26 protein-coding genes are annotated in these 25627 nt (G+C 73.6%); 9 read left to right on the top strand and 17 right to left on the bottom strand.

Going from position 1 to position 25627, the window contains the following annotated elements; all coding sequences use genetic code 11:
- Window positions 1-22: 22 nt before the first annotated feature.
- Window positions 23-865, top strand: coding sequence for a PfkB family carbohydrate kinase (locus tag SD460_RS29555; protein WP_318307030.1), 843 nt, complete (start codon window positions 23-25; stop codon window positions 863-865).
- A 77-nt stretch (window positions 866-942) separates the two neighbouring features.
- Here the strand turns inward: SD460_RS29555 and ligD are convergent, their stop codons facing one another.
- From ligD to SD460_RS29580, 5 genes are all read right to left on the bottom strand, one after another.
- Window positions 943-2514, bottom strand: a complete 1572-nt coding sequence (ligD, locus tag SD460_RS29560; protein WP_318307031.1) for a non-homologous end-joining DNA ligase — start codon at window positions 2512-2514, stop codon at window positions 943-945.
- Between the two features lie 28 nt (window positions 2515-2542).
- Complete coding sequence (locus SD460_RS29565) at window positions 2543-3094, bottom strand: hemerythrin domain-containing protein (RefSeq protein WP_290062863.1); 552 nt, start codon at window positions 3092-3094, stop codon at window positions 2543-2545.
- Between the two features lie 50 nt (window positions 3095-3144).
- Window positions 3145-3330, bottom strand: coding sequence for a hypothetical protein (locus SD460_RS29570; RefSeq protein WP_290062864.1), 186 nt, complete (start codon window positions 3328-3330; stop codon window positions 3145-3147).
- Window positions 3330-3518: a hypothetical protein gene (locus SD460_RS29575; protein ID WP_290062866.1), complete on the bottom strand. Its 189-nt coding sequence runs from the start codon at window positions 3516-3518 to the stop codon at window positions 3330-3332. Before SD460_RS29575 ends, SD460_RS29570 begins: the two co-directional genes overlap by 1 nt.
- A gap of 102 nt (window positions 3519-3620) precedes the next feature.
- Window positions 3621-5180: a glycoside hydrolase family 13 protein gene (locus tag SD460_RS29580; protein ID WP_318307032.1), complete on the bottom strand. Its 1560-nt coding sequence runs from the start codon at window positions 5178-5180 to the stop codon at window positions 3621-3623.
- Between the two features lie 40 nt (window positions 5181-5220).
- On the opposite strand from SD460_RS29580, the gene SD460_RS29585 reads away from it, so the two are divergent.
- Window positions 5221-6027, top strand: coding sequence for a class I SAM-dependent methyltransferase (locus tag SD460_RS29585; RefSeq protein WP_290063135.1), 807 nt, complete (start codon window positions 5221-5223; stop codon window positions 6025-6027).
- Here the strand turns inward: SD460_RS29585 and SD460_RS29590 are convergent.
- The 7 genes from SD460_RS29590 to SD460_RS29620 all read right to left on the bottom strand — a co-directional run bounded on the left by SD460_RS29590 (window position 6011) and on the right by SD460_RS29620 (window position 13597).
- Window positions 6011-6388, bottom strand: coding sequence for a hypothetical protein (locus SD460_RS29590; protein ID WP_290063137.1), 378 nt, complete (start codon window positions 6386-6388; stop codon window positions 6011-6013). The two genes, SD460_RS29585 and SD460_RS29590, sit on opposite strands and share 17 nt — an antisense overlap.
- A 9-nt stretch (window positions 6389-6397) precedes the next feature.
- Window positions 6398-9487 (bottom strand): WXG100 family type VII secretion target, encoded by a 3090-nt coding sequence (locus SD460_RS29595; protein ID WP_318307033.1) that lies wholly within the window; start codon window positions 9485-9487, stop codon window positions 6398-6400.
- A complete protein-coding gene (locus SD460_RS29600; RefSeq protein WP_290061627.1) occupies window positions 9487-9804 on the bottom strand; it encodes a hypothetical protein in 318 nt (105 codons plus the stop codon). Before SD460_RS29600 ends, SD460_RS29595 begins: the two co-directional genes overlap by 1 nt.
- Window positions 9801-10064: an acyl carrier protein gene (locus SD460_RS29605; protein WP_290061628.1), complete on the bottom strand. Its 264-nt coding sequence runs from the start codon at window positions 10062-10064 to the stop codon at window positions 9801-9803. Before SD460_RS29605 ends, SD460_RS29600 begins: the two co-directional genes overlap by 4 nt.
- Entirely contained in the window at window positions 10057-11697 is a 1641-nt protein-coding gene (locus tag SD460_RS29610; RefSeq protein WP_318307034.1) for a fatty acyl-AMP ligase, read from the bottom strand. The genes SD460_RS29605 and SD460_RS29610 overlap by 8 nt, the downstream gene beginning before the upstream one ends.
- Window positions 11698-11765: 68 nt before the next feature.
- Window positions 11766-13157 (bottom strand): MFS transporter, encoded by a 1392-nt coding sequence (locus tag SD460_RS29615; RefSeq protein WP_290061630.1) that lies wholly within the window; start codon window positions 13155-13157, stop codon window positions 11766-11768.
- A complete protein-coding gene (locus tag SD460_RS29620; protein WP_290061631.1) occupies window positions 13154-13597 on the bottom strand; it encodes a MarR family winged helix-turn-helix transcriptional regulator in 444 nt (147 codons plus the stop codon). The genes SD460_RS29615 and SD460_RS29620 overlap by 4 nt, the downstream gene beginning before the upstream one ends.
- A gap of 80 nt (window positions 13598-13677) precedes the next feature.
- On the opposite strand from SD460_RS29620, the gene SD460_RS29625 reads away from it, so the two are divergent.
- Window positions 13678-14157 (top strand): DUF2087 domain-containing protein, encoded by a 480-nt coding sequence (locus SD460_RS29625; protein WP_318307035.1) that lies wholly within the window; start codon window positions 13678-13680, stop codon window positions 14155-14157.
- Here the strand turns inward: SD460_RS29625 and SD460_RS29630 are convergent.
- Window positions 14121-15074, bottom strand: a complete 954-nt coding sequence (locus tag SD460_RS29630) for a sigma-70 family RNA polymerase sigma factor (protein ID WP_290061633.1) — start codon at window positions 15072-15074, stop codon at window positions 14121-14123. The two genes, SD460_RS29625 and SD460_RS29630, sit on opposite strands and share 37 nt — an antisense overlap.
- A gap of 47 nt (window positions 15075-15121) precedes the next feature.
- Window positions 15122-15637 (bottom strand): bifunctional nuclease family protein, encoded by a 516-nt coding sequence (locus SD460_RS29635; protein WP_318307036.1) that lies wholly within the window; start codon window positions 15635-15637, stop codon window positions 15122-15124.
- Between the two features lie 160 nt (window positions 15638-15797).
- Here SD460_RS29635 and SD460_RS29640 point away from each other — a divergent pair, with 160 nt between their 5' ends.
- Window positions 15798-16271 carry an SRPBCC family protein gene (locus SD460_RS29640; protein ID WP_290061635.1) on the top strand — a complete coding sequence of 158 codons (474 nt, stop codon included), beginning with the start codon at window positions 15798-15800 and terminating at the stop codon, window positions 16269-16271.
- An 81-nt stretch (window positions 16272-16352) separates the two neighbouring features.
- Entirely contained in the window at window positions 16353-17753 is a 1401-nt protein-coding gene (locus SD460_RS29645; protein ID WP_318307037.1) for an MFS transporter, read from the top strand.
- 15 nt (window positions 17754-17768) lie between these two features.
- Here SD460_RS29645 and pdxR read toward each other — a convergent pair whose 3' ends face one another.
- Window positions 17769-19169: a MocR-like pyridoxine biosynthesis transcription factor PdxR gene (gene pdxR / locus SD460_RS29650; RefSeq protein ID WP_290061754.1), complete on the bottom strand. Its 1401-nt coding sequence runs from the start codon at window positions 19167-19169 to the stop codon at window positions 17769-17771.
- Between the two features lie 80 nt (window positions 19170-19249).
- Here pdxR and SD460_RS29655 point away from each other — a divergent pair, with 80 nt between their 5' ends.
- Window positions 19250-20461 (top strand): MFS transporter, encoded by a 1212-nt coding sequence (locus tag SD460_RS29655; protein WP_290061753.1) that lies wholly within the window; start codon window positions 19250-19252, stop codon window positions 20459-20461.
- Here the strand turns inward: SD460_RS29655 and SD460_RS29660 are convergent.
- On the bottom strand, window positions 20436-21899 hold the full coding sequence (locus tag SD460_RS29660) for an AAA-type ATPase lid domain-containing protein (RefSeq protein WP_290061752.1): 1464 nt from the start codon (window positions 21897-21899) through the stop codon (window positions 20436-20438). The two genes, SD460_RS29655 and SD460_RS29660, sit on opposite strands and share 26 nt — an antisense overlap.
- 163 nt (window positions 21900-22062) lie before the next feature.
- Between SD460_RS29660 and SD460_RS29665 the strand changes: the two genes are divergently transcribed.
- From SD460_RS29665 to SD460_RS29675, 3 genes are read left to right on the top strand one after another with little or no spacing between them, the layout of a single operon-like run.
- The gene (locus SD460_RS29665) at window positions 22063-23076 is read left to right on the top strand and encodes an amidohydrolase family protein (protein ID WP_290061751.1); all 1014 of its coding nucleotides are present in this window, start codon (window positions 22063-22065) and stop codon (window positions 23074-23076) included.
- Window position 23077: 1 nt separating this feature from the next.
- Window positions 23078-23752, top strand: coding sequence for an iron-sulfur cluster assembly protein (locus SD460_RS29670; RefSeq protein WP_290061750.1), 675 nt, complete (start codon window positions 23078-23080; stop codon window positions 23750-23752).
- Window positions 23749-24774 (top strand): NAD(P)-dependent alcohol dehydrogenase, encoded by a 1026-nt coding sequence (locus SD460_RS29675; protein WP_290061749.1) that lies wholly within the window; start codon window positions 23749-23751, stop codon window positions 24772-24774. Before SD460_RS29670 ends, SD460_RS29675 begins: the two co-directional genes overlap by 4 nt.
- 52 nt (window positions 24775-24826) lie before the next feature.
- Here SD460_RS29675 and SD460_RS29680 read toward each other — a convergent pair whose 3' ends face one another.
- The gene (locus tag SD460_RS29680; RefSeq protein ID WP_438860697.1) at window positions 24827-25615 is read right to left on the bottom strand and encodes a hypothetical protein; all 789 of its coding nucleotides are present in this window, start codon (window positions 25613-25615) and stop codon (window positions 24827-24829) included.
- Window positions 25616-25627 lie beyond the last annotated feature (12 nt).

Here is a 25627-nt window from a genome sequence, read left to right on the forward strand (position 1 = left end):
TGACGGACCGGCGGTACGGGTGATGGTCAGCGAAGTCGTCGTTGTCGGGCAGCTCGCCCTCGACCGCCGGGAACTGCTCGGCGGGCAGGGCGCCAACCAGGCCCTCGCGCTGAGCCAGCTCGGGACGCCGGTGGCGGTGGTCGGCGTCGTCGGCCGCGACCACGCCGGCGATTCGCTGCTCGCGCAGGCCAGAGCCGGCCGCATCGGCACTTCGCACGTGGTCCGCCGTCCGGGCACGGAGACCGCGGTGCTCGGGCACGTCCCGGACGGGACGCTGCTCACCGAGGCCGACGTCCGCGCCGCGGCGGCGCCGATCTCGGCAGCTGCCTCCCTCATCGTGCAGCTGACGCAGCCCGCCGCGGCCGCGCTGACGGCGGCGCGGCTGGCGCACACCGCGGGCACCCGCGTGGTGCTGGACGGCGCCCCGCGGGACGAGGAGCTCACGCCGGACCTGCTCGCCCTCGCCGACGTCGTGCACGCGGACGGCCGCGACGCCGAACTGCTCGCCGGGCAGCCGGTGCCCGACGTCGCCGCGGCCGCACGAGCCGCCGCCGTCCTCCGGCGCCGCGGGCCGTCCCTGGTGGTGCTGGAGGTGGACGCGCGCGGGCACCTCTTCGCCGGCCCGGCCGGCACGTGGTTCGTACCGCACGTCGAGACCGACGTCGTCGACCCGGCCGGCGCCGGGGACGCGCTGGTCGCGGCCCTGACCGCGGCACTTACCCGCCGTCACCCGCTGGAGACGGCGGCGGGCCTGGCCGCCGCGGCAGCCGCGGCGACGAGCGGGCACGCGGGCGGGCGCCCCCACCTGTCCCGCCCCGACCTCGACCGGCTGCGGCCCCGGCGGCTGGAACCGGTCCACGCCTGACCCGATGCGCCGCCAAAGGTCTTGAATGAGTCATTCAGGTCACCGGAGGTCCTGAATGACTCATTCAAGACGTGCGCCTACAGGCCAGGCAGGTGCTGCCCGAGCCCGAGGAGCGCCGCGAAGGGGTCGCCGCGCTTGGCCAGCCGTGCCGGGACGTCCCGGATCGTCCACCGGTCCGGGGCCAGGTCCGGGTCGTCCAGCTCGTCCCACTCCAGCGGCACCGACACCGGCGCCCCCGGCCGCGGCCGTACGCTGTACGGCGCGACCAGCGTCTTGTTCGACACGTTCTGCGTGTAGTCGAGGCGGGCCCGGCCGCGGCGCTTGTCCTTCGTCCAGGCCCAGCTGACCAGGTCCGGGAGCACCCGCCCGATCGTCTTGGACACTGTTTCGGCCCACGCGCGCGTCTGCTCGTACGTGCAGTGCGGCGCGATCGGCACCCACACCTGGATCCCGCGCTGCCCGGTCACCTTCGGGCGCCCGGCCAGGCCGAAGTGCTCCAGCGCGGTGCGGTGCAGCCGCGCCAGCTCCACGACCTCGGCGAACGTCGTCTCCGGGCCGGGGTCGATGTCGAACAGCACCCACGTCGGGTGGTCGACGTCCGCCGCGCGTGAGGTCCAGGCGTGCAGCTCCAGCGCGCCGTAGTTCGCCAGCCACGCCAGGGTCGCGACGCTGTCCGCGACGACGTACCGCTGGCTCTCCCCCGGCTCGGCACGCTCGTTGTGCCAGGTCGTCAGCCACTCGGGCGCGTGCCGCGGGACTTCCTTCTGCCAGAAGCCCGGCTCGGTCACGCCCTGCGGGAAGCGCTGGGTGTTGAGCGGCCGGCCGGCCAGGTACGGCAGCATCGCCGGCCCGGCCGTCACGTAGTAGCGGATGAGCTCCCGCTTCGTCACCGGCTCGCCGTCCGCCGGGAAGAGGACCTTGTCCAGGTTCGTCAGTGCGAGCTCCCGGCCCGCGACCGACCACTTGCCCTTCGCGCCGAGCGCGTCGAGCGCGGCCAGTTCGCCGTCGGTCGCGCCCGGGAAGCCCACCGCTTCCGCCGCCTCGCCGGCCGGCCGGTCGCCGTGCCACAACGCGTCGGGGGCGGCCGCCACCTCGTCGTTGGTGCGGCCGCTCTTCACCGATCGCGGGTGGTCTTCGGCGTCCCAGCCGGCTCGCGCGTGCTCATCCTGCTTGTGCAGCAGGAACCACTGGTCCTTCTCCCCGCGGTTCGTGCGGACGAGGACGAACCGGCCGGCCAGCTTTTCGCCGTCGAGGTCGAAGTGCAGGGTGCCGTCTTCGATCGCCTTCGCCGGGTCGGCGTCGACCGGCCGCCATTCGCCGCGGTCCCAGACGATGACGTCCCCGCCGCCGTACTCGCCGTGCGGGATCACGCCTTCGAAGTCGGCGTACTCGATCGGGTGGTCTTCGACGTGCACGGCCAGCCGGCGGGCCTTCGGGTCCATGGTCGGCCCCTTGGGCACCGCCCAGCTGACCAGGACGCCGCCGAGCTCGAGCCGGAAGTCGTAGTGCAGCCGGCGCGCGCGGTGGCGCTGCACGACGAACCGGTGGCCGTCCGGCGCGGCCGGAGCCCCGCCGGACGGCTCCGCGGTGCGCTCGAAGTCGCGCATCTCCTGGTAACGCCGCAGTTTGCGGCCCGGGGCGGCAGCCATGCCCGGGGGTACCCCGTCGTCGCCGATGTCAGCCGAGCGCGCCGCGGATCAGGTCGCGGGCCCGGTCCATGATCGCCGCCGGCGGCCCGAGCACCAGGTTGGCCGTCGCGCTTTCCACGCCGGGGTGCGGCCGGGTCGGCCCCACCGCTTCGGCCAGCTTGGCGGTCGCCGCCATCGCGCGGAGCCGTTCCGGCGGCCGGTGCGCGCGCAGCAGCGGGAACTCCTCGCGTTCCTCGTGCTGGGCGTGCGCGAGCACGTCCTCGCGCAGCTGCACGAGCAGGGTGTCGAAGCCGTCGGCCTCGGGCCCCATCTTCTGCAGCGTCGTCAGCAGCTCCTTGGCGCGGTGCTCCTCCCCGAGCCGGGCGTCGACGACCGGCTCGGCCGCGGGCTCCAGGTCACGGATTTCGGGGTGCACCACCAGTTCTTCGGCCGTTTCGTGAACGGCGAGCAGCCGCACGAGGTCGTGGAACAGGTCCTGGCGCAGGTCGCCTTCGGCCGTTTCCAGCCCGGCGAACAGCTCGCGGATCTCCCGGTGCTGGCGCTGCAGCAACTCGATGACGTCTTCTTCGTGGTCCGGCACGGAAAGCCTCCTTCACTCGGTTGCGGCAGGTTTTCCCCGGAACCGGCCGGTTATTCGTGCCGGCGCGCCACCGTGAGCCACACCGCACCGGCGGCGGCGAGCGCGATCCCCGCCACCGCCCACCACGACCACCAGCCGAAGAACGCGACGACCAGCCCGACCGCCAGCAGCACTCCCCCGCCGACCGCGTCCGTCTCGCCGTTGCCTGCTCTCGAAAACCCGTCCGCGGCCGCCATCAGCCGGCCCGCCCGTCGACCGCGGCCACGACGAGGGCCGCGCAGCGCGTCAGCGGCAGGCCGCGCTCCCGCGCCATCGACGTCAGGGCCGCGTGCGCGGCCGTCCGGTTGAGCCCTTGGGCCGCGAGGACTTCCAGCGCCAGGCCGACGACGTCGGTGGCGGGCGGCGCGGGGGTGCGTACGGGCATGGCGGGACCTCCAGGGCGGCCGGGGTGCGACGGACGCGACCGGTTACCCCGCCGCGTCCGCTTTCACACCGCTCCAGCCTGCTCTTTCCGGGTGGTGCCCGGTCAACTCCCGGCGAGCCACACCGCGCCGTCGGTGGGTACGCGGCCGTCGTCGAGCGGTTCGCTCGCGAGCAGCACCCGAGCCCCGTCCGGCAGCTCGTACGGCTCGGCGGACAGGTTCACCACGCACCGGAAGCCGGGCTCGCGCGAGAAGGACAGCACGCCGTCGCGGGCGGGCAGCCACGTCATCGTCCCGTCGCCCAGCGCCGGGTGCTCGCGGCGCGCGGCCAGCGCGGCGCGGTACAGGCAGAGCATCGACCCCGGGTCGGCCGCCTGCGCCTCGGCGGTCAGCGTCCGCCAGTGCGCGGGCTGCGGCAGCCACGTCGGTGCGTCGCCGCCGGTGAAGCCGAACGGCGGCGCCGAGCCCGACCACGGCAGCGGCACGCGGCAACCGTCGCGGCCGCGGCGGGTGTGGCCGGAACGCTCCCACGTCGGGTCGGCGAGCACCTCCTCCGGCAGGTCCTCGATCTCCTCCAGCCCGAGCTCCTCGCCCTGGTAAAGGTAGGCGCCGCCGGGCAGCGCGAGCATGAGCAGCACCGCGGCCCGGGCCCGGCGCGGGCCGCCGAAGCGCGTCACGTGCCGGACGACGTCGTGGTTGGACAGCACCCACGTCGCGGGCGCGCCGACCGCGCCGAGTGCTTCGAGCGTCCGGTCGATCACCTCGCGCAGGGCACCGGCGTCCCAGTCGCAGCGGAGGAAGTCGAAGTTGAACGCGGTGTGCAGCTCGTCCGGGCGGACGTACCGCGCGAGGCGGTCCGGCCGGTCGACCCACGCCTCGGCGACGAACACCCGGTCCGGGCCGAACTCGCCGGCGACCTTCCGCCACGCGCGGTAGACGTCGTGGACGCCGTCGAGGTCCCAGTGCGGGTGCGCGCCGCGGTCCGGCGGCTGCACGATCCCCTCCTCGTCGTGGCCGAGGTCGGGGAACGCCGGGTCCTTGAGCAGGCCGTGGGCGACGTCGATGCGGACGCCGTCGACGCCGCGGGCGAACCAGAACCGCAGCAGGTCCTCGAATTCGGCCCGGACCCCGGGGTGGTCCCAGTTCAGGTCGGGCTGCTCCGGCGCGAACAGGTGCAGGTACCACTCGCCGTCGGCCACCCGGGTCCAGGCGGGCCCGCCGAAGACGGCGCGCCAGTCGGTCGGCGGCCGCTCGCCGCCGGGGCCGCGGCCCGGCCGGAAGTGGTAGCGCGCGCGTTCGGGCGAGCCGGGCCCGGCGGCCAGCGCGGCCCGGAACCAGCGGTGGTGGTCGGAGGTGTGGTTCGGCACGACGTCGATCAGCACCCGCAGCCCGAGCCGGTGCGCTTCGGCGACCAGTTCCGGCACGTCGTAGTCGCTGCCGAACAGCGGGTCGACCTCGCGGTGGTCTTCGACGTCGTACCCGCCGTCGACCATCGGCGAGCGGTACCACGGCGTGGTCCACACGGCGTCGATCCCCAGCTCGGCCAGGTACCCCAGCCGGGAACGCAGCCCGGCGAGATCGCCGGTGCCGTCGCCGTCCGAGTCGGCGAAGCTGCGTACGTAGACCTCGTAAACCACGGCGTCCCGCCACCAATTCGCGTCCATGACACCGAGTATCCGGGACCCGGTCGCCTACGCTCGGGACGTGACCTGGGAGTGGGACGCGACCCTGTACGCCGGCAGCGCGGCGCACTACGCGCGCGGCCGCCTCCCGTACCCGGCGGCGCTCGGCGCGGCGTTCGCCGCCGAGCTGGGGCTGGACGGCTCGGGGCGGCTGCTCGACGTCGGCTGCGGGCCGGGCTCGCTGACGTCGGTGCTGGCGCCGTACTTCGCCGAAGCGGTCGGGCTCGACGCGGACGCGGACATGCTCCGCGAAGCGGCCCGGCCCGGCACCGCGAACTGCCGCTGGGTGCACCGGCGGGCCGAGGAGCTGCCGGCCGGGCTCGGGGAGTTCCGGCTGGTGACGTTCGCCCAGTCGTTCCACTGGCTGGACCGGCCGCGGGTCGCGGCGGCGGTCCGCGGGATGCTGGCCCCCGGCGGCGTCCTCGCCCACGTCCACGCCGCGACGCACGGAGGCGCCGAAAGCTCCGTCCCGCGGGCGGCGATCGCCGAGCTGGTCCGCCGGTACCTCGGCCCGGTGCGGCGCGCGGGCCAGGGCTCCCTGCCCGGCGGCACTCCCGGCGGCGAAGCGGAGATCTACCGCGCCGCGGGGTTCGCCGGACCGCGGCGGTTCGAGGTCCCGGGCCCAGCGGTCACCCGCGGCGTGGACGAGGTCGTCGACGCCGTCTTCTCGCTGTCCTACTCGGCGCCCCACCTCTTCGGCGACCGCCGCACGGAGTTCGAGGCCGAGCTCCGGCGGTTGCTGTGGGCGGCGAGCCCGGACGGCACCTTCAGCGAACGGTTCCGCGAGCTCGCCGTCGACGTCTGGGCGCCGGTCACCAGGGGTTGTTGAAGTCCTCTTCCTCGTCGACGGCCGCCCGCGGACGACGAGCCGGGCGCGGCTCCTCCCGCCGCGGGGCCGGAGCCGCCGACGGCGCCGGGGGGAAGCCGCCCGGGCCGGGGTAGTCCTCCGCGTCGAACGCCGAGGCCGGCTCGGCGTGGGAGCGGTCGGTGCTCCAGCCGGACTTCGTCTTGCGCTGCGCCATCTCGCGGACGTGCTGGACGTACCGCTCGGCCGCCTGGACCTGCTTGGTCATGTACTCCTGCGAGCGGGCCTTGATCTCCTCGCCCTGCTGCTCGCGCAGGGCACGCCGATCGGCCTGTTCGCGGACGAGACCGTCCAGCTCGGCCTTCATCCCGGCAATCTCGCTCATGCGTCCTCCTTACCAGGTCCGGCGGGCGGACGGCGGGTCTTCGTCGTCGTTGAGGGAGCCGATGATCCGGCGGCCCGGCTCACCGAGGTTGTCGAAGACGGCGCCTTCGATCCGGTAGGCGGGCGACTTGCGTTCGGTGTCGCCCCCGCCGGCGCCCTGGCCGCCGCCCATGGCGCCCATGCCCGGCATGCCGGACATCGACGAACCGGGCGCGCCGGTCGCCCCGGCGGTCGCGGGTGCGAACGCGGCGGTGTGCTGCGGCTGCGCCGTCCCGGTGTGGGCGCCCCCGGACGTCGGCGTGTCGCCGAGCCCGGCACTGCCCCCGTCGAAGCCCGCGCCGGTGAGGCCGGCCCCGCCGTGGGAACCGCCGCCGAGGCCGGCCGGCGACGGGGCGCCGCCCCCGCCGCCGTGCGAACCGCCGCCGGCGCCGTCGTGCGAACCGCCGGCGCCGTCGTGCGGCTTGAGGTCCTCGAGGGTGCCACGGTGGGTGGGCAGGTCGTCGTCGAGCTTCTTCGACGGTGTGTCCCCGAGCGCGTCGGACGGCTTGTCGTCCTCGCCGAGGGTGTAGGTCGTCGGCTTGCCGGTGCCGTCGTCGACGGTGACGACCGTGGGGCCGTTCGCGCCGTCGGGCCGCTCGGCGGTGATCTTCAGGTCGCCGTCCTGGATGTGGATCTTGCCGTCCGGGCCGGGGCGGTAGCAGTCGTCGTCCGTCCCTTGTGGACCGTCGGCGGACTTGTCACCGGACCAGTCGAGCTTGAAGTCCTTCGGGTCGCCGGGCCCGTCGCCGACCTTGATGTCCATCTTGCCGTCGGCGTCCGGCTCGGTCATCTCGAAGGTCTTGTCGCCCTGCTTGACCTTGAGGACGTCGGGGTCGTCGTCCCCCTTGGCGTCGGGTTCGCCGTCGCCGTCCTTGTCGCCGGCGAGCAGGCTGTCGGGCTTGCCGTCGCCGTCCTTGTCGAGGCCGGTGTCGGGCTTGCCGTCGCCGTCGGTGTCCAGGCCGGCGCCCGGCTCGGTCTTGATCGGGTCGCCGTCGAGGCCCTTGAGCGCGTCGGCCGCCTTGTTCTTGGCGTCTTCCGCCGCCTTCTCGGCCGCCTCCTTGCCGTCCTCCGCGCCCGAACCCGAATCGCCGCTGCCGCCCGGGCCGGAACCGCCACCGAGGCCGCCGGCGCCCTCACCGGAGTCCGTCTCGATGCCGGGGCCGCTGAACTGCTTCAGTGCGTCCGCGGCCTTCTGCTTCGCCGCTTCGGCGGCTGCCGCCGCGGCGTCCTGGCCGCCCGCGGACGGCGAAGGCGTCGAGGACGGCGACGTGTCGTCCGACCCCGGGCCACCGCCGGCACCCGAGCCCGAACCGGAACCACCGCCGAGTCCCCCGCCGGCGCCGGAATCCGTCTGGATGCCCGGGCCGCTGAACTCCTTCAGCGCGTCCGCGGCCTTCTGCTTGGCTTCCTCCGCGGCCTGGGCCGCCTGCTGCTTGGCCGCTTCCGCCTGAGCTGCCCCGTCGTCCTGGCCGCCGCCCGAACCGGAGCCGCCGCCCGAGCCCGAGCCGCCGCCGACGGAACCACCGCCGCCGGAGGAGGAGTCGGGGATCGACGGCACCGGACCACCGCCGCCGCCGGACCCGCTGCCCGAGCCCCCGCCCGAACCGGAGCCGCCTCCCGCGCCGCTGGGCACGTCGGTCCCGGCACCCCCGACCGGAGCGCCGGACCCCGAGCCCGTCTCGGGGATGGGCGGCACCTGGCCACCGCCCCCGCCACCGGAGCCCGAACCGGACCCGCCGCCCGAACCACCAGAGCCCGAGCCCGAACCCGAGCCGAAGCCACCGCCCGAACCACCCGAGCCAGAACCAGAGCCCGAGCCCGAGCCGCTGCCCGATCCACCCGGGCCGCCGCCGGTGCCGCCGGTCGTGCCGGGGCCGCCGGGCATCGACACGCCCTCGAACTCGTTCTTGACCTTGCCCATCACCTTGTCGAGGGCGTCGTAGGCCTGGTCGACGAGGTCCTTGGTGTCCTTGCAGGTCTTCTCGAAGCCCTTGTACAGCCGGTCCCACATGTCGGGGTTGAACTGGTTCTGGATCCACTGCTTGGCCAGGTCCTGGCCGTGCTTCTTGATCTCGTCGCCGTCGCAGCAGCCCTGGTCGTTGAGGGTCTTGACCAGGTTGGTGCCGAAGTTGAGGTCCATCCAGCCCGCGATCTGGGCCAGGTCCTGCTCGTTGCCGTGCTCGCCGCTGGCGACCGCGACGACCTTCTGCGCCATCGTGTAGTCGGCCTTGCCGACCAGGTCGGTGTACATCCCGATGACGGCGTCGGCCTTGCCCTTGCACAGCTGGAACACCGTCGTGGCGGTGTTCTTCGTCGCTTCGCTCGCGTTGCCGAGCGTCTGCGACAGCTTGGCGGCCTTGGGCTGGATCTTGTCGTTGTAGGTGTCGGACGCCGCGTCCGCGCCCGCGCCGCTCCACGTCTGGTACAGGGTGCCCAGCTGGGAGCCGGTGTCCTGCACCGTCCGGTCCACCGTCTCGGACCCGCGCTTGAAGTGCGCGGCGTCGGCGACGAAGTCCGCGAAGCTGATCCCGCGCTGCTCGTCGAACGGCGTGCGGATGTCCTTGTCGAGGTCGAGCGCGCGGGTGTTGCCGCGGCAGTCGGCCGGGATCTTGGCCAGCAGCGAGCCGAACGTCTCGAACAGCTTGAGCGCGGGCGCGGCGGCGTCGAAGATCTCGTCGGACGTCTTCGTCCCGCTGGTGCTCCCGTCGTCACCGGCCGCGGGCGGCTGGCTGCCGTCGAGCTTCGCCTTGCCGTCGTCGACGGCCTTCTTCTCCTGGTCTTCGTTGTAGGAGTTCTGGTCGCCGCTCTGCTTGGCCTTGTCGAAGGCCTCGTCGACCGACTGCCCGGCGAACAGCGGGTTGGCGTTGTACGCGTTCGCGTACTTCTCCGCTTCCTGGCGCTTCTGCTTGATGTCGTCCGGTTCCTGGTCGGCCAGGAACGGCGGCGGCGGCGGGTTCTCCCGCAGCCAGCTGCTGATCAGCGCGCTCTTCTGCTGGGCGGGGACGCTCGGGTCGTCCAGCAGCGCCTTGACGTCGGACCACTTCTTCTTCTCGTCCGCCATCAGAGACCGCTCCCGGCGTTGGTGATCGCGCCGGACTGGTTGTCCTCGTTGGCGCTGTAGCTCGACCCGGCGGTGCCGAGGTTGGTGCCGAACGACGCCAGCGTGCTGCTGTAGCCGGAGACCGCGGCCCACAGCGCCTGCGCGCCCGCGGTGTACTTCGTCGCGTGGGTGCCGTGCGCCCGGCCGAACTTCTCCGCGGTCACCTGCGAAGTCTCCAGGTCCGGATTGTCCTCGAGCAGGTTTTCCGCCAGGTCACCGATCGTCTTCGAGGCCGTCGACAACGCCTCGGTCGTCGCGGTGTACCCCCCGCCGCTCATTTCAGCGTCTCTCCCTCAGTTCCGCCAGTTCCCAGGGCTTCCGCGAGCACGGCGGCCACCGAACCCACGTCGGTGAACCGATCGAGCTGCTCCAGGTCGATCGTCACGCCGTAGTAGACCTCCAGCGCCGCCAGCAGCTTGATCCGGCCTTTCGAGTCGATGCCCAGCTCCTCCAAAGGAGCGTCGGGCTCGACGAGGGCCGGGTCGAGCCGGAAGGTCTCGCTGACGACCTTCGTGACCTCGGCGCGGTGATCACCCACGGTCGCCACCATAACGTGCTTTCGCGGCCGACCGGGCGACCTTCCCGCTGGAGGTGCGCGGAAGTCCACCGGAAGGGACCAGATGCACCCTGCGGAGGGTGAGGGCGTGTTCGGCGGACACCGCCCGCAGCACCGCCCGGGTCACTTCCTTGACGTCCGCCTCGGCGCCGCGCGCCCACTCGGCGACCACCACCGCGCCCTCGCCGTCCTCGTCGGTCACGCCGAAGGCGGCGACGCGGTCGCGGCGGACGGCCGGGTGGGCCTCCCCGGCCGCGGCCTCGATGTCCTGCGGGTGGAAGTTGCGGCCGTCGACGACGATGAGGTCCTTGAGCCGCCCGGTGACGTAGAGGTCGCCGCGGTGCACGACGCCGAGGTCGCCGGTGCGCAGCCAGCCGTCCAGCCCCTCGAGGGTGCCGCCGAACGCGGCCGCGTCGCCGCGGCCCCAGTACCCGGTCGCGACGTTCGGGCCGTGGATCCAGATCTCGCCGACGGCGCCCTCGGGCTGCTCGTGTCCGTCGTGGACGATCCGCACCCGCTGCCCGACCGGCTGCCCGACGGACACGAGCTCCTGCCCGTCGACAGTTTCGACGGCTTGCCCCTGCGCGAGGGTCTCGCGGTCGAAAACGGCGCCGCGCGGCCCTTCCGGCCCGGCGCTCGCGACGTACACGGTGGCTTCGGCGAGCCCGTAGGACGGCCGGTAGGCCTCGCGCCGGAAGCCGTGCGGGCCGAAGACCTCGAGGAAGCGCTCTCCCGTGCGCGGGCGGACGGGTTCGGCGCCGTTGAGCGCGACCCGCACGTCCGAGAGGTCGAGGCCGTCTTCGGCGCCGGCTTCGGCCGCGAGGTCGTAGGCGAAGTTGGGGGCGGCGGTGAACACGGCGGGGTAGTCCGCCAGCTGGCGCAGCCACCGGGCCGGCCGGTGAACGAACTCCGCCGGCGCCATGAACACGGCCCGGCCGCCGGCGAAGACCGGCAGGCACAGCAGCTGGATCAGGCCCATGTCGTGGAAGAAGGGGATCCAGCCGGCGCAGGTCGTGCCTTCGTCGACGGCGTAGGCCCGGCTCCCCTGCCAGCAGGCGGCGACGATCGCCCGGTGCGGGATCACCGCGCCCGCCGGCTCCCGCGTCGACCCCGACGTGTACTGCAGGTACGCGGGTGTCTCCGGCGCCGCGAACACCGGATCGGCACCCGGCCCGCTCAGCTCGTCCACCACAACGACGTCGTCGTGCGCCGGCAGCCGTCCCGCCACCGCCGACGACGTCAGCCACACGCGCGCGCCGGAGTCGGCCAGCACCCCGGTGAGCCGCTCGGCCTGCGCGGCGTTCGACGGCACCATCAGCGGGACCGCGACGAGACCGGCGGCCAGCGCGCCGAAGAACGCGAGCGGGTAGGCGAGCTCTTGGCCCGCGAGGATCGCGACCCGGTCCCCCGGCTCGGCGGCCTGCCGCAGCTCACCGGCGACCACCCGGACCCGGGCGGCGAACTCGGCCCAGGTCAGCGTGTGCTCGGCGCCGTGGGTGTGGTCCTGGTGGGTGTACAGCGGCCGCGGGTCGTCCGCGCGGGCGAAGAGCCGCTCCACGATCGAGACGCGCAGCACGTCCTCGGGCACGGTCACCGGCGCGGTCGGACGGGGCACGCCGCGAAACCTACCGGGCGGCCCGGAAGGCGGCGAGCCCGGCCACCACGGTCGAGCAGCGGTCCGGGTCAAGCGTGGCCGTCTTCGTCCTCGGGCCGGGTGGTGCTCTTCGTCAGGGCACGGTCGAACAGGGTCAGCAGCAGGAACACGACGCCGATGCCGACGAGCAGCACCGCGAACCCGTGCAGGCCCGCGGTTTCGGCGGCGGGGCCGAAGAACGCGCCCTGCAGCGCGGAAGAGACGATCGCGCCGAGGTAGCCGAAGGTGCGCAGCAGCCCGGCGGACGCCGCGATGTCGTCGGGATTCGCCTGGCGGTACACGGAGTTCTGCAGCGCGAGGCTGTTCAGCCCCTGCGGCACCCCGGCCACGAGCGCGATCACGACGAGCAGCCAGACCGCGGCCGAGGCGTCCAGGGTCAGCAACAGCGCGCAGCCCGCCAGCTGGCCGAGCGCGGCGACGATCAGCTTGCCGCGCACGGCTTCCCGGCGGCCGCTGACGAGCGACACGACGATCGCCGTCGCGAACAGCGGCAGGGTCGCGAGCCCGGCTTGGGCCGCCGACAGGCCGCGGGCGTGTTCGAGCCATTGCGTGTAGCCGTAGAGGAAGCTGTACGCGATGACGTAGGCGAGCAGCGCGCGGCCGTACGTGCGCAGCAGCGGACCGTTGCGGCCGAGCAGCCGCAGGTCGATGAACGGGTGCGCGCAGGTCAGCTCGCGCGCGGCGAAGCCCGCGGCGCCCACGGCGGCGAGCACCGGCAGGTACCACTCCCCCGCCGCCGGGTGCATCAGGAACAGCAGCAGCGCGACGAGGGTGCCCGCGAATAGCGCCATCCCGGGGAAGTCGAGGTCGAACGCCCCCTTCGACGCGCGCTTCGGCGCCTTCGGGAAGCGGCGGGCACCGAGGACGAAGGCGGCCAGCGCGATCGGGACGTTGACGGCGAAGGTCGCCCGCCAGCCGCCGACGCCGATGAGCAGGCCGCCCAGCGCCGGGCCGATCACCGAGATCGTCTGGGTCGCGATCGCCAGCACGGTGAGCACGAACGCCGGGCTGTCGCGGCCGGTGCGGTCGCTCTCGTCCCGGATCAGCCGCATCGCCGCCGGGTAGCCCGCGCAGGTGCCGAAGCCGAGGACGACCCGGGCGGCGATCAGCACGCCGAGGTTCGGCGCCAGGGTGCCGAGCACGCCCGCCACCCCGACCAGCGCCGTCGCCGGGAGGAACAGCCGCCGCGGGCCGTAGCGGTCGATCAGCCGCCCGACGACCGGCTGGCCGACCGCGGTGGCCAGGTACAGCGCGGAGATCAGCCACGCCGTGGCCGACGCCGGCTGGCCGAACGCCACGCCGATGGGCACCAGCGCGACCGCGATGATCGTGGAGTTGACCGGGTTGAGCACCGCGCCCGAGATGAGCGGGGCCAGCAGCTTCCGGTCGAACCCGGCCCGCGCCCGTTCGCGCGTCGTCACGGTTCGACGACGCGGCCGAGGAGCGCGAGCGCCTCGGTGACCACGGCCAGTTCGTCCTCGGTGAGCCGCTGCGCGAGCTCCCGCGCCAGCCATTCCTGCCGCGAGGCGCGGGCTCCCCTGCCGTACGCGCGGCCTTCGGGCGTGAAGAAGATCAGCTGGCGGCGGCCGTCCTCGGGGTCGTCCTCGCGGCGGACCAGGCCGAGCTTCTCCAGCGCGGCCACGGTCGCGGCCATCGACTGCGGCCGCACCCGCTCCGCGCCGGCCAGCACGCTCGCCGTCGCCGGCTCCATCTTCGCCAGCCGCGCGAGCGCCGACGCCTGCGCGGAGGTCAGGTCCCCGACCGCCGTCGCGTCCATCATCTTCCGCCGCAGCCGCCCGACGAGCACGCGCAGGTCCTGCGCGGCCGTCACCGCGGCAGCGGGAATCGTTTTCGCCGCCATATCGACAGGGTAAACTGATCAGGCAACCCTGTCGAGTTTGCCCGAGGACGACGTCCGCGATTTCCGGTACCTTCCGGGCCATGGCCGCACCGGAAGCACTGGTCTCCGCTCTCTCGGACCCCGAACGGCTGCTGCTGTTCGCCCGCATCTGCGCCGCGCCCGACGGACTGCCGTCGGGCGAGGTCCCGGCCAAGCTCGTCCGACGACTGGCCGACGCCGGCCTGGTCGTGGTGGACGGCGACCGCTACCGGCCGGTGCCCGGCGTCTTCCGCGAAGCGCTCGTGAAGGGGCCCGCCGACCCGCTCGACGGGCTGTTCCGCCACGGCAGGCTCGTCACGATCCCGCACTCGGGGCGCCGGCGGCAGCTGCTGCTCGCCGCCCTCGCCGAGCGGTTCGAGCCCGGCCGCCTCTACACCGAACAGGACGTCCGCGAGAAGCTCGTGATGGTCCACGACGACCACGCGACCCTGCGCCGCTACCTGATCGACGAAGGCCTGCTGCAGCGCAGCAACGACGGCGGCGCCTACGGCCGCCCGTCGGAGGCGCGCGCCGCCGGCTGAGTCGCCGGGAGGTCGAACGCCGCCAGCACGGCGGGATCGGCGAAGACGACGTTGTGGGCCACGCCCGCTTTCGTCACGGTGAACACCTGCAGGGTGTGCAGCCGGTGGACCCCGGCGTCGTCCCGGCAGTACGCGGCCAGCGCGGGCTGGCCGTTGGCCGCCGTGCGCGTCATCCGCCAGTCCGGGCCGCGCATCGCGAAGAGCCGCTCGAGGAACCGGCCGTAGTCGTCGCGGCCGCGGAACCACAGCGGCACCGGCGGCATCTCCATCACGACGTCGTCGGCCAGCAGCCCGACCAGGCCGGCGACGTCGGCGCGTTCGAACGCCCGCACGTACCGGTCGAGGACCGCCTCGATCGCCGCGTCGCCCGGTTCGGCGACCTCTTCCACGGACAGTCCGCCGAGGCCGGCGCGAGCCCGCTGCAGCGCGCTGTTGACCGCCGCGGGCGTGGTGCCGAGGAAGCCCGCGACCTCCGCGGCGCTGAACTCCAGGACGTCCCGCAGGATCAGTACCGCGCGCTGCTTGGGCGGGAGCGTCTGCATCGCCGCCAGGAACGCCAGCCGGAGCGTGCCGCGGCCGGGGTCGTCGGAGCGCGCGTCCGGGAACGGCTGGAGCCAAGGGATGTCGAACGACGGCGTGAGCGGCGCGCCCGGGTCGTCGCTCGGGCGGCCGAGGCCGGAGGGCAGCGGGCGCCGCGCCCGGCCTTCCAGCGCGGTGAGGCACGCGTTGGTCGCGATGCGGTGGAGCCAGGTGCGCACCGAAGCCCGCGCCGGGTCGTAGCCCGCCCACGCTTTCCACGCGCGGACCAGGGTTTCCTGCACCAGGTCTTCGGCCTCGTGCACCGAGCCGAGCATGCGGTAGCAGTGCGCCAGCAGCTCACGGCGGTGCGGCTCGGCGGCCGCGGCGAAGTCCGGCATCGGCGTCCCTCCCGCCGGGGAATGTACCGGCGGCGGGCGCGGGTCGCCTACAGGTCGTCGAAGTCCTCGGGCTGCAGGCCGTCGAGTTCGGCGCGGAACCGCGCGACCTCGGCCTCGGTGTCCAGCACGTCGGCGGCCGGCCCTTCGGCCTCCTGCTCGACCTCGAGCTGCACCGACGCGACGTCGAGAACCTCTTCGGCGACGCGGATCGGCGCGCCCTGGCGCAGGCCGAGCGCGACCGCGTCGCTCGGGCGGGCCGACACGCGGGTACCGGAGGCGAGCACGAGGTCGGCGTAGAAGATCCCGTCGCGCACCTCGGTCAGCTCGACCGCCGCGACGCCCTGGCCGAACGCCGCGAGCACGTCGCCGAGCAGTTCGATCGTGCCGGGGCGCGGCTGCTCGATCTGTTCCCGCGCCCGCACCAGTGCTTCGGCCTCGCCGTAGCCGATCATGATGGCGAGCCAGCGGCGGGCGCCGTCGGGTTCGCGGAGCAACATGAGGGGCGCCTCCCCCGGCACCGGAACGGCCATCCCCACGACCTCGATCGGGATCACGCTGACCACCGCACCCTCCGTGTCACTACTCTTCAGCGCGCGAGGTACCCAGAATGTCGGAGTCGCAACCCGGTTCGGGACGGGACTTTTTTCACCGGCGGCTCTCCTGGGCTGCGGACAACGCGCGAATGCCTTGCCCGGGCGGCGGGAACGCTGTCACCGTCGTGGGGTGGAACCGACGATTTCGCGCAGCGTCACCGTCCCGGCCGGCGCCGGCACGGTGTGGTCGTGGGTCACCGACCTGCCGCGGATGGGCGAGCTGAGCCCGGAAAACGTCGGCGGCCGCTGGCTCGGCGCCGGCCCGGCGCTGGGCGCGCGGTTCCGCGGCCGCAACGAAAACGGCGCCCTGCAGTGGTGGACGCGGGTCCGGGTGGTCGCGTTCGAGCCGGAGCGCCGGTTCGCCTTCGACGTCCGGACGCCGTTCGGCTCGCGGGTTTCGCGCTGGGAGTACGTGCTGGCGCCGGCGCCGGGCGGCTGCGTGGTCACCGAGAACTGGTACCGGATCGGCAGCTGGATCGTGCGGAAGTTCATGGGCCCGCGGGTCACCGGCCGCGCCGACCGGCCCGGGTACAACGTCGAGTCGATCGAGTACACCCTCGCGGCGCTCAAGGCCCGGGCCGAGGAGCAGGCCGCGGCGGCGTGAGCTAGGTCGCTCCGAACAGGTCAGTCTCTTGTTTAAACTCACGTCTTCCGGCTAGGTTGCGTTTTCGAACCTAGGAGGGACATGACCGACACCGCGCCGAAGCCCGGCCTCGTGCTGCTGGTCGTCTCGACGGCGGCGTTCCTGGCTTCCCTCGACACGTTCATCGTCACCGTCGCCTTCCCCGGCATCCGGGCGGCGTTCCCCGGCGACGGCCTGGCGGCGCTGTCGTGGGTGCTCAACGGCTACACGGTGCTGTTCGCCGCCTGCCTCGCTCCGGCCGGGCGGCTGGCCGACCGCTACGGCCGGAAACGGCTGTTCCTGGCCGGTGTCGCGGTGTTCACGCTGGCCTCGGCCGCGTGCGCGGCGGCGCCGTCGATCCCGGTCCTCGTCCTCTTCCGCGCGGTGCAGGCCGTCGGCGCGGCGCTCGTCATGCCGACGTCGCTGGCGCTGCTGCTGACGGCGTTCCCGCCGCACCGGCGGCCGCTGGCGGTGGGCGTCTGGGCCTCGGTGGGCGCGGCGGCCGCGGCGCTCGGCCCGCCGGTCGGCGGCCTGCTCGTCGAGGCGTCCTGGCGCTGGGTGTTCCTGGTCAACCTGCCGATCTGCGCGGCGACGCTGCTCGCCGGCCCGCGAGTGCTGCGCGAGTCGCGCGACACCTCGACCGGCGTCCCGGACCTGCTCGGCGCGGCCGGCCTGCTGGTGGGCGTGGGTGCCCTCGCCTACGCGCTGGTTTCCGCCCCGGAGGACGGCTGGGGCTCGGCGGGTGTCCTGACGGCGTTCGCGGTGGCAGCCGTCGCGCTCGCCTGGGTCCCGCTGCGCTCCGCGCGCCACGCGGTCCCGGTGCTGGACCTGCCCGCGCTGCGCGTCCCGACCCTGTGGCTGGCGTGCGCGACAACGGGCGCGTTCGCGGCCGGGTTCGCCGCGATGCTGTTCGGCAACGTCCTTTTCCTGACGTCGATCTGGCACGACTCGATCCTGGTCGCCGGCCTGTCACTGGCCCCGGGCCCGCTGATGGTGATCCCGGTGTCGGTCCTCGGCGGCCGGTTCGTCCACCGCTTCGGCCCCGGCCCGGCGGTCGCCCTCGGCGGCGTCTCGTTCGGCGCGGGCGTGCTGATCTGGCTGCTGCGCATGGACGCGACCCCGGACTACGCGGCTTCGATGCTGCCGGGCCAGCTGCTGACGGGCATCGGGGTGGGCCTGATCCTGCCGAGCCTGTCGGGCGTGGTGGGCACGGTCCTGCCCCCGGAGCGCTGGGGCGCGGGATCGTCGATGGTGACGACGATGCGGCAGGTCGGCACGGTGCTCGGGACGGCGGTGCTGGTGGCGGTGTTCGCGGGCACCCCGGACCTGGCGGACTTCCGCCGCGGCTGGCTGGTGGTACTGGCCACGGCGGTGGCGACGTGCGCGGGCGGCCTCCTCATAGCGGCGCGGCGGCGCACGGACCACTACGTCGCGCAAATGGTCGTGAGTGTTGAGTCGGGTTAGAACCCGACTCAACACTCACGACCCCCACGCACGGTCGAGTGCCGCGAGGCCGTCGTCGATCCGCTCCGCCGGGATCGAGCCGTAGCCCAGCACCAGTCCGGGTTGCCCGAACCCGCCGCACAGGTCGCCCAGCGTCTGGATTGCCACGCCCGACGCCGACGCGCGGGCGGCGATCGGCTCCAGGTCGACGTCCGCCAGGGCGCACAGGTGGAGACCAGCGGCCGAGGGGACGACACGGAGGCGGTCCGCGAAGCGGCGGTCCAAAGTGGACACCAGCCGCTCGTGGCGGTCCGCGTACACCTTCGTCGCGCGGCGGAGGTGCCGGGCGAACAGGCCCTCGTCGATGAACCGGGCCAGTGCCGCCTGCGCGGGCAGGTCGCCGTGCCAGTCCGACAGCTGGCGGGCGTGCCGCAGCGCTTCGCGCAACGAAGGTGGTGCCACCAGGAAACCCAGGCGCAGCCGCGGGAGCAGCGTCTTCGAGAACGATCCCACGTACGCCACCCGCCCGCCGCGGTCCAGGCTCTGCAGCGGCTCCAGCGGCCGGTCCGAAAAGCGGAACTCGCTGTCGTAGTCGTCCTCCACGACGAGGGCGTCCGCCCGCGCGGCCCAGGCCAGCAGGGCCGTGCGCCGGGCCAGGGACATCGGGGTGCCGAGCGGGAACTGGTGCGACGGCGTCACGTACACCAGCTTCGTGCGCGGGGGCAGCGCCGCGACGTCGAGTCCTTCGCCGTCCACCGGGACGCCGACGACTTCGGCGCCGTGGGACGCGAAGAGCAGCTTCGCGAGCCGGTAGCCGGGTTCTTCGACGGCGACCCGGTCGCCCGGGGACAGCAGCACGCGGCACAGGAGGTCCAGTGCCTGCTGCGCGCCTTGCGTGACGAGGACGTCCTCCGCCTCCGCGCGCACCGAGCGGGAAACGCCGGCGTGCCGGGCGATCGCCGCGCGCAGGGCCGGGTGGCCGGCCGGGTCCGCGTAGTTCGCCACGCTGTCACGGAGTTCGCGGGCGAGGAAGCGCCGCCAGGTTTCGAGGGGGAACAACGCGGCGTCGGGGATGCCCACGCGGAAGTCGAACGACGGCGTCCCGGTGAAGGCGGCGACCGGGGGCGGCAGCCAGCGCCACACCGGCTTGGGCCGCGGACCCGCCGCCGACGGCGCCGGACGACGCCGGGGCGCCGGCAGTGAATCGGACACGTACGTCCCGGCGCCGACGCGGCCGGTGAGGAAGCCGTCGGCGGTCAGGCGGTCGTAGGCCACCACGACGGTGTTGCGCGAGACCGCCAGCCTCCGGGCCAGCTCGCGGGTCGGGGGCAGCCGCTCCCCCGGCCGCAGCCTGCCGTCGAGAACGGCGTCGCGCAGCCCGCGGTAGATCCGGACGCTCAGGTCGCCACGCCCGGCCAGGCTGACGTGGAAGTCCATCCGGCGACCCTACATTGGCCCAATCGGCCAGGCGATAATTGGATCTGGGATCGAGCCAAAGCGCGCTCTACCGTGATCCTATGACGAAGACCCCGGACCGCCTGCTCGCCGCCGCCCAGCTGGCCGGCTCGCTCGGCGACGGCGCGTTCCTGACCTGCTCGGTGCTGTTCTTCACCCGGATCGCCGGGCTGACCCCGGCGCAGGTCGGGCTCGGCCTCACCCTCGGCTGGGCGGTGGGTTCGGTCGCCGGCGTACCGCTCGGCCACCTCGCCGACCGGCACGGCGCCCGCGGCTCGGCCGTGCTCCTGGCCCTGGCCACGGGCGCGTCGATCCTCACGTTCCTGCTGGTCCGCTCGCCGGTGCTGTTCGTGCTCGCCGCCTGCCTCTACGGCAGCTGCCAGACCGGCCTGGCCGCCGCCCGCCAGGCGCTGCTGGCCGCGCTCGCCGACCCGGAACGCCGGACGCGCATCCGGGCGCGGCTGCAGTCCGCGGGCAACGCGGGGCTCGCCGTCGGCGCCGGTCTCGGCGGGCTCGCGCTGTCGGCCGACACGGCGGCGGCGTACCTGACGGTCTTCGTCCTCGACGCCGGGAGCTTCGCGGTCACCGCGGCGGTCCTCTTCGCGCTCCCCGCGGTTCCCCGGTCGGAGCCGCGCACCGGCGAGCCGAAGCTGGCCGTGCTGCGCGATCGCCCCTACGCGCTGGTGACGCTGCTCAACGCGATCCTGTTGCTGCGCATGCCGTTGCTGAGCGTCGCGATCCCGCTGTGGATCGTCGAGCGGACCGCCGCGCCCGGCTGGACGGTGTCCGCGCTGTTCGTGCTCAACACGGTCGTGGTCGTGCTGCTGCAGGTCCGGGTGGCCGGACGGCTGGCGAGCGTCGGCGCGGCGGCGCGGATGGTCCGCCGGTCCGGGGTGCTGCTGCTCGCCTCCTGCGTGGCCTTCGCGCTGTCGGCGTCCGGGACGTCGCCGTGGACCGCGTTCGCGGTGCTGGTCGTGGGCGCGCTGGTGCAGGTGCTCGGCGAGATGCTGCAGTCGGCGGGCTCGTGGGAGATCGGCTTCGCGCTCGCGCCGGCCGACCAGCAGGGCCAGTACCAGGGCTTCTTCGGCACCGGGGTGTCGGTGGCCCGCGCGCTCGGGCCGGTGCTGCTCTCCACCGTGGTGATCGGCTGGGGCCTGCCGGGCTGGCTGCTGCTGGGCGCGCTCTTCCTGGCCGCGGGCTGGGCGATGGGCCCGGCGGTCCGCTGGGCCCAGGCCACGCGCCGGCCGGTCAGGATTTCAGTTGCCGCGCGTTGAGCCCGTACTGCGCCAGCTTCCGGTAGAGCGTCGCCCGGCCCATGCCGAGCTTCTCCGCGGCCTGCACGACGGTCGCGCCCGGCTCGGCCAGGCAGCGGACGATCTCGTCGCGTTCGAGGGCCTGCAGCCGGCTCAGCCGGTGCCCGACGCCGGTGAACACCTCGGCGGGCAGCTGCGGGGTGTCGACCACCTGAGACCGTGACGCAGCTTCGCGCACAACGCGCCGAAGCTGCTTCGCGTTCTCCGGCCAGTCGTACGCGGTCAGCGCGCGAGCCGCCGCGGGGGTGAACGTGACGTCGCGGCCGCGGTCGCGCCGGGCGAAGTGGCGGGCCAGCGGGAGGACGTCGTCCGGGCGGAACCGCAGCGCCGGGACCTCGACGACCCGGTCGACCAGCGGGCCCAGCGCCGCGGGCACCGAAGCGGCGTCCTCGGCGGTGAGGACGAACGGCGGCAGCTCGTCGTGCCGGACCTCGGCGAAGAGCCGGGCCAGCTCCTCCGCCGCCCACGCGGGCAGCGCGTCCACGCCCGAGACGATCACGCAGGTGCCGTCCTTGGCCAGTTCGGGCGTCCACAGCGTCAGCCAGCCGTCGACGTCGTCGGGCGACGGCGGGCGCGCATTGAGGACGCGCTCGCGGGGCCGCAGCTCCCGCCTCGCCAGCGACGCCAGCGCCGTCTTGCCCGCGCCCGGTTCCCCCACGACGGCGACGACCCGGCCGCCGCTCAGCGCGGTCCTGGCCTCGGCGACCGCGGTGGTCCAGGCGGGTGAGAGCCGCGGCAGGTCACCGGGGTCGACGCGGTCGGCGTAGACGCGGAAGACCTCGCCCCGCGGGGTCGGGCGGGCGGTGCGGCCGGACGCGCGGGCCAGCATCAGCGCGGCGGTGTTCCCGGCCGCGGCCTGCGCCAGCGCGAGCAGCAGCTCGGAGGACTGCTCCGACCAGGTGGTCAGGTTGACGCTGCCGGCCAGGCCGCCGGTCAGCGGGTCCAGCACCGGCACCGCGGCGCAGGTGTAGCCGCGCAGGTCGGTGCAGTAGTGCTCGGCCGCCCGCACCAGCGACGGGGCCCGGTCGGCCAGCGCCAGGCCGAGCCCGTTGGTGCCCGCGTTGCTCTCCGCGAAGTAGAACCCGGGCGCGAGGTGCACCTTGTCGAGCGAGCGGTTGATGGTGGCGTCCGTGCACAGCCGGCTGAGCACCAAGCCTTCGCTGTCGGTGATCATCAGGCTGATCGGCTCGTTGGCCAGCGTCGCCTGCAGCCCCCGCAGCACCTCGGTGCCGCATTCGTAGAGCAGCGAACCGGTGTCCACCGCGCCGGAGAACAGCGGCACGACCTCGTCTTCGGGGACGCCGTAGCGCTCGCTGCGCTGCCAGGACGCCCGCAGCCGGGGCGCGATCGCGGCCTTCGCGTCGAAGGAGCGCGTGACGTGCACCTGCGGGTTCTCCACCTCGGCCTCCCGGGACGCGGCTCTGCGTCGGACTCCCCCAGGCTACGTCCTCCGCGCGCGGGCCACCGGGGGCCGCTGTCTCAAACTGAGACACGAGACGGGTCCCTGACCTGCGCCGACGTCCCTACCGTCCCAGCAACACACGACGACGTGGAGGGACCGGATGTACCGCAAGGACGACGAGACCTACTTCATCGTGGATGCCCACGTGGCCCTCTGGGACGCCCGCCCGGAGAACCAGCGGAACATCCACGGCAAGCAGTTCATCGACTGCTTCTACGACTACCACCGCAACCTCAGCCCCGAGTCCGAGGTCTGGCCCTACGAGGACTACCTGTACCAGGGCGGCGAACGGCTGATGCGCGACCTGTTCGAGAACGGCTACGTCGACCACGCGATCTTCCAGCCCGCCCACCTCGGCGCGTTCTACGAGAACGGCTTCGGGCAGACCGAGGAGGCCTTCGCGCTGACCCAGCAGCACCCGGGGAAGCTCACCTACAACCACTTCTTCGACCCTCGGTTCGAACAGGCCGGCATCGACCAGCTCCGCCGCGACGCCGAACGGTTCGGCCTCAAGGGCGTCAAGCTCTACACCGCCGAGTGGCAAGGGGATTCGCGCGGGTACAAGCTCGACGACAAGTGGACGTACAAGTACTTCGAGGCCTGCCAGGAACTGGGCATCAAGAACATCCACGTCCACAAGGGACCGACGATCCGGCCCCTCGACCGCGACGCCTTCGACGTCGCCGACGTCGACCACGCGGCGACCGACTTCACCGACCTCAACTTCGTCGTCGAGCACTGCGGCCTGCCGCGGCTGGAGGACTTCTGCTGGATCGCGACGCAGGAGCCGAACGTCCACGCCGGACTCGCGGTGGCGATCCCGTTCATCCACACGCGGCCCAAGTACTTCGCGCAGATCATCGGCGAGCTGCTGTACTGGCTGGACGAAGACCGCATCCAGTTCTCCAGCGACTACGCGCTCTGGACGCCGAAGTGGCTGATCGAGCGGTTCGTCGACTTCCAGATCCCGGAGGACCTGCCGGAGTACGCGCCGCTGACGGTCGAGCAGAAGAAGAAGATCCTCGGGCTCAACGCGGCGGCGATGTACGACATCCCGGTGCCGGCGGAGCTGCAGCTCGCGCCGGTCGAGCCGCAGGCCGTTTCGGTGGCCTGAGGTGGACGCCCACACCGCGCTGGACGCGGTTCTCGACCCCGAACTCGACGAGCCCATCACCGACCTCGGCTTCGTCAAGTCCCTCGACGTCGACGGCGGGCGGGTGACCGTCCACTTGCGACTGCCGACGTCGTTCTGCGCGCCGAACTTCGCCTACCTCATGGCGTCGGACGCGAAGGACGTGCTGACCGCGCTGCCGTGGACGTCGGAAGTCATTGTGGAGCTGGACGACCACCACGACTCGGACCTCATCAACCGGGGGCTCGCGGCGGACGCCGGCTACCGCGGCACGTTCGGCCACGAGGCCGACGAGGACCTCGAGGAGCTGCGGCTGACGTTCCGCCGCAAGGCGCACCAGGCGGCGATGGAACGCGCGCTGACCGTGCTGCTGCGCGCGGACGAGCACGTCGACCTGCACGGCGTCACCCTCGCGGACCTGCCCGAGGTGCCCGCGTCCGCCGCGTTGCTGCGGCGTCGCGCGGCGCTCGGGCTGCCGGCCGAACCGTCGTCGCCCGTGCTGGTCGACCACGACGGAACTCCGTTCCCCCGCGAGGAAATCCCGCTGCGGCTGCGGTTCGCCCGGTCGGTCCGCATCTCCATCGAAGGCAATTCGCACTTCTGCCGCGGGCTGCTCCGCACCCGCTACCCCGAGTCCACTGTGGAGGTACCAGCGTGAAAGCCGTCCAGGTCGTCGGGTACGACGAACCACTGCGGATGACCGACGTCCCCGAACCGGAGGTCACCGACCCGTACGACGTCGTCGTGCGGATCGGCGGCGCCGGCGTCTGCCGCACCGACCTGCACATCCTCGAAGGGCAGTGGCGGGAGAAGTCCGGCGTCACGCTGCCCTACACGATCGGCCACGAGAACGCGGGCTGGGTGCACGCGGTCGGCAGCGCGGTCACGAACGTCGCCGAGGGCGACAAGGTGATCGTGCACCCGCTCATCACGTGCGGGCTCTGCCGCGCCTGCCGCTTCGGCGACGACGTCCACTGCGCCCAGTCGCAGTTCCCGGGCATCGACACCGCGGGCGGCTACGCGGAGTACCTCAAGACGTCCGCGCGCAGCGTCGTGAAGATCGACGACGCCCTGGAGCCGGCCGACGTCGCGGCGCTGGCCGACGCCGGGCTGACCGCGTACCACGCGGCGGCGAAGGCGGCGCGGCGGCTGCGCCCGGGCGACAAGTGCGTCGTCATCGGCGCGGGCGGGCTCGGCCACATCGGGATCCAGGTGCTCAAGGCGATCTCGGCCGCCGAACTGATCGTCGTCGACCGCAACCCGGACGCGGTCAAGCTCGCGGTCTCGATCGGCGCCGACCACGGCGTCACCGCCGACGGCTCGCAGGTTTCCCAGGTCCTCGAGCTGACCGGCGGCTACGGCGCGGAGACCGTCATCGACTTCGTCGGCGAAGGCGGGGCGACCCGCGACGGGATCGCGATGCTGCGGCGGGCCGGCGACTACCACGTGGTCGGCTACGGCGAGAACATCGACGTCCCGACGATCGACGTGATCTCCACGGAGATCAACCTGATCGGCAACCTGGTGGGCTCGTACAACGACCTGTGCGAGCTGATGGTGCTGGCCGCGCAGGGCCGGGTGAAGCTGCACACGGCCCGCTACCGGCTGGAGGACTTCCAGTCGGCCGTCGACGACCTCACCGCCGGGCGCATCCGCGGCCGCGCGATCCTCGTCCCGTAACCCGCTGATCCGGAGTGCCCACTCCGGGTCACTTTCATAGGGAAAGTGACGGCTACTGGCTGGGCGGAGGGGCCGGGGCCTGGTGCAGGGAGAGGTCTTGGCCGGCGGCGGAGTCCGGAGCCCAGGCGCCGGACTCCGCCGTCCACGTCCGGCCGGCGAAGCTCACCTTGTCCACCCCCAGGTCCTGCGCGCGGGCGACCAGCCAGCTCGCGTACGTCCAGCCCTGCGCGGCCGGGTGGGCGCCGCTCAGCTGGGCCGTGCCCAGCTCCGCCGTGGCGGCGGCCGCCAGGTCGCCCGGGGCCGCGAGGGTCAGGTCGCGGCAGGTCAGCGCGGCCGGGAACTGGCCGTTGAACGCCGCGGCCATGGCGCGGGCCTGCGGTTCCCACTGGGCGTAGGCGTCCGGCACCCCCGAGCGCTGGATCTCCTGGGCGGCCTCGGTGATCGGCAGCGTCTCCCAGCCGGGCAGCTTCTCGAGCTTCTCGTAGAACGCCGTCGCGGCGTAGACAGGGTCGCGCAGCTGCGCCACCGTGCCCCAGCCCTGGCTGGGCCGCTGCTGGAACAGCCCGACCGAGTCGCGGTCACCGCCCTCGAGGTTGCGCAGCTTCGACTCCTGCAACGCCGTGGCCAGCGCGACCGTCGCCGCGTGCGCGGGCAGGCCCAGCTTCGTCCCGACGGCCGAGATCGTCGCCGCGTTGGCCATCTGCTCCGGCGTGAACGTGTAGCCGTTCTGCCCCGGCTGCGCCGCCGTGCAGCCCGGCGTCCGCACCGCGCTGCGCGTCAGCACCACCGCCACGACGACCCCCGCGGTCAGCACTACGACCGCCCCCAGGAAGATCGCCACCTTCAGGCCACA

This window comes from Amycolatopsis solani (assembly GCF_033441515.1).
In the GTDB taxonomy this organism is placed as follows: domain Bacteria; phylum Actinomycetota; class Actinomycetes; order Mycobacteriales; family Pseudonocardiaceae; genus Amycolatopsis; species Amycolatopsis solani.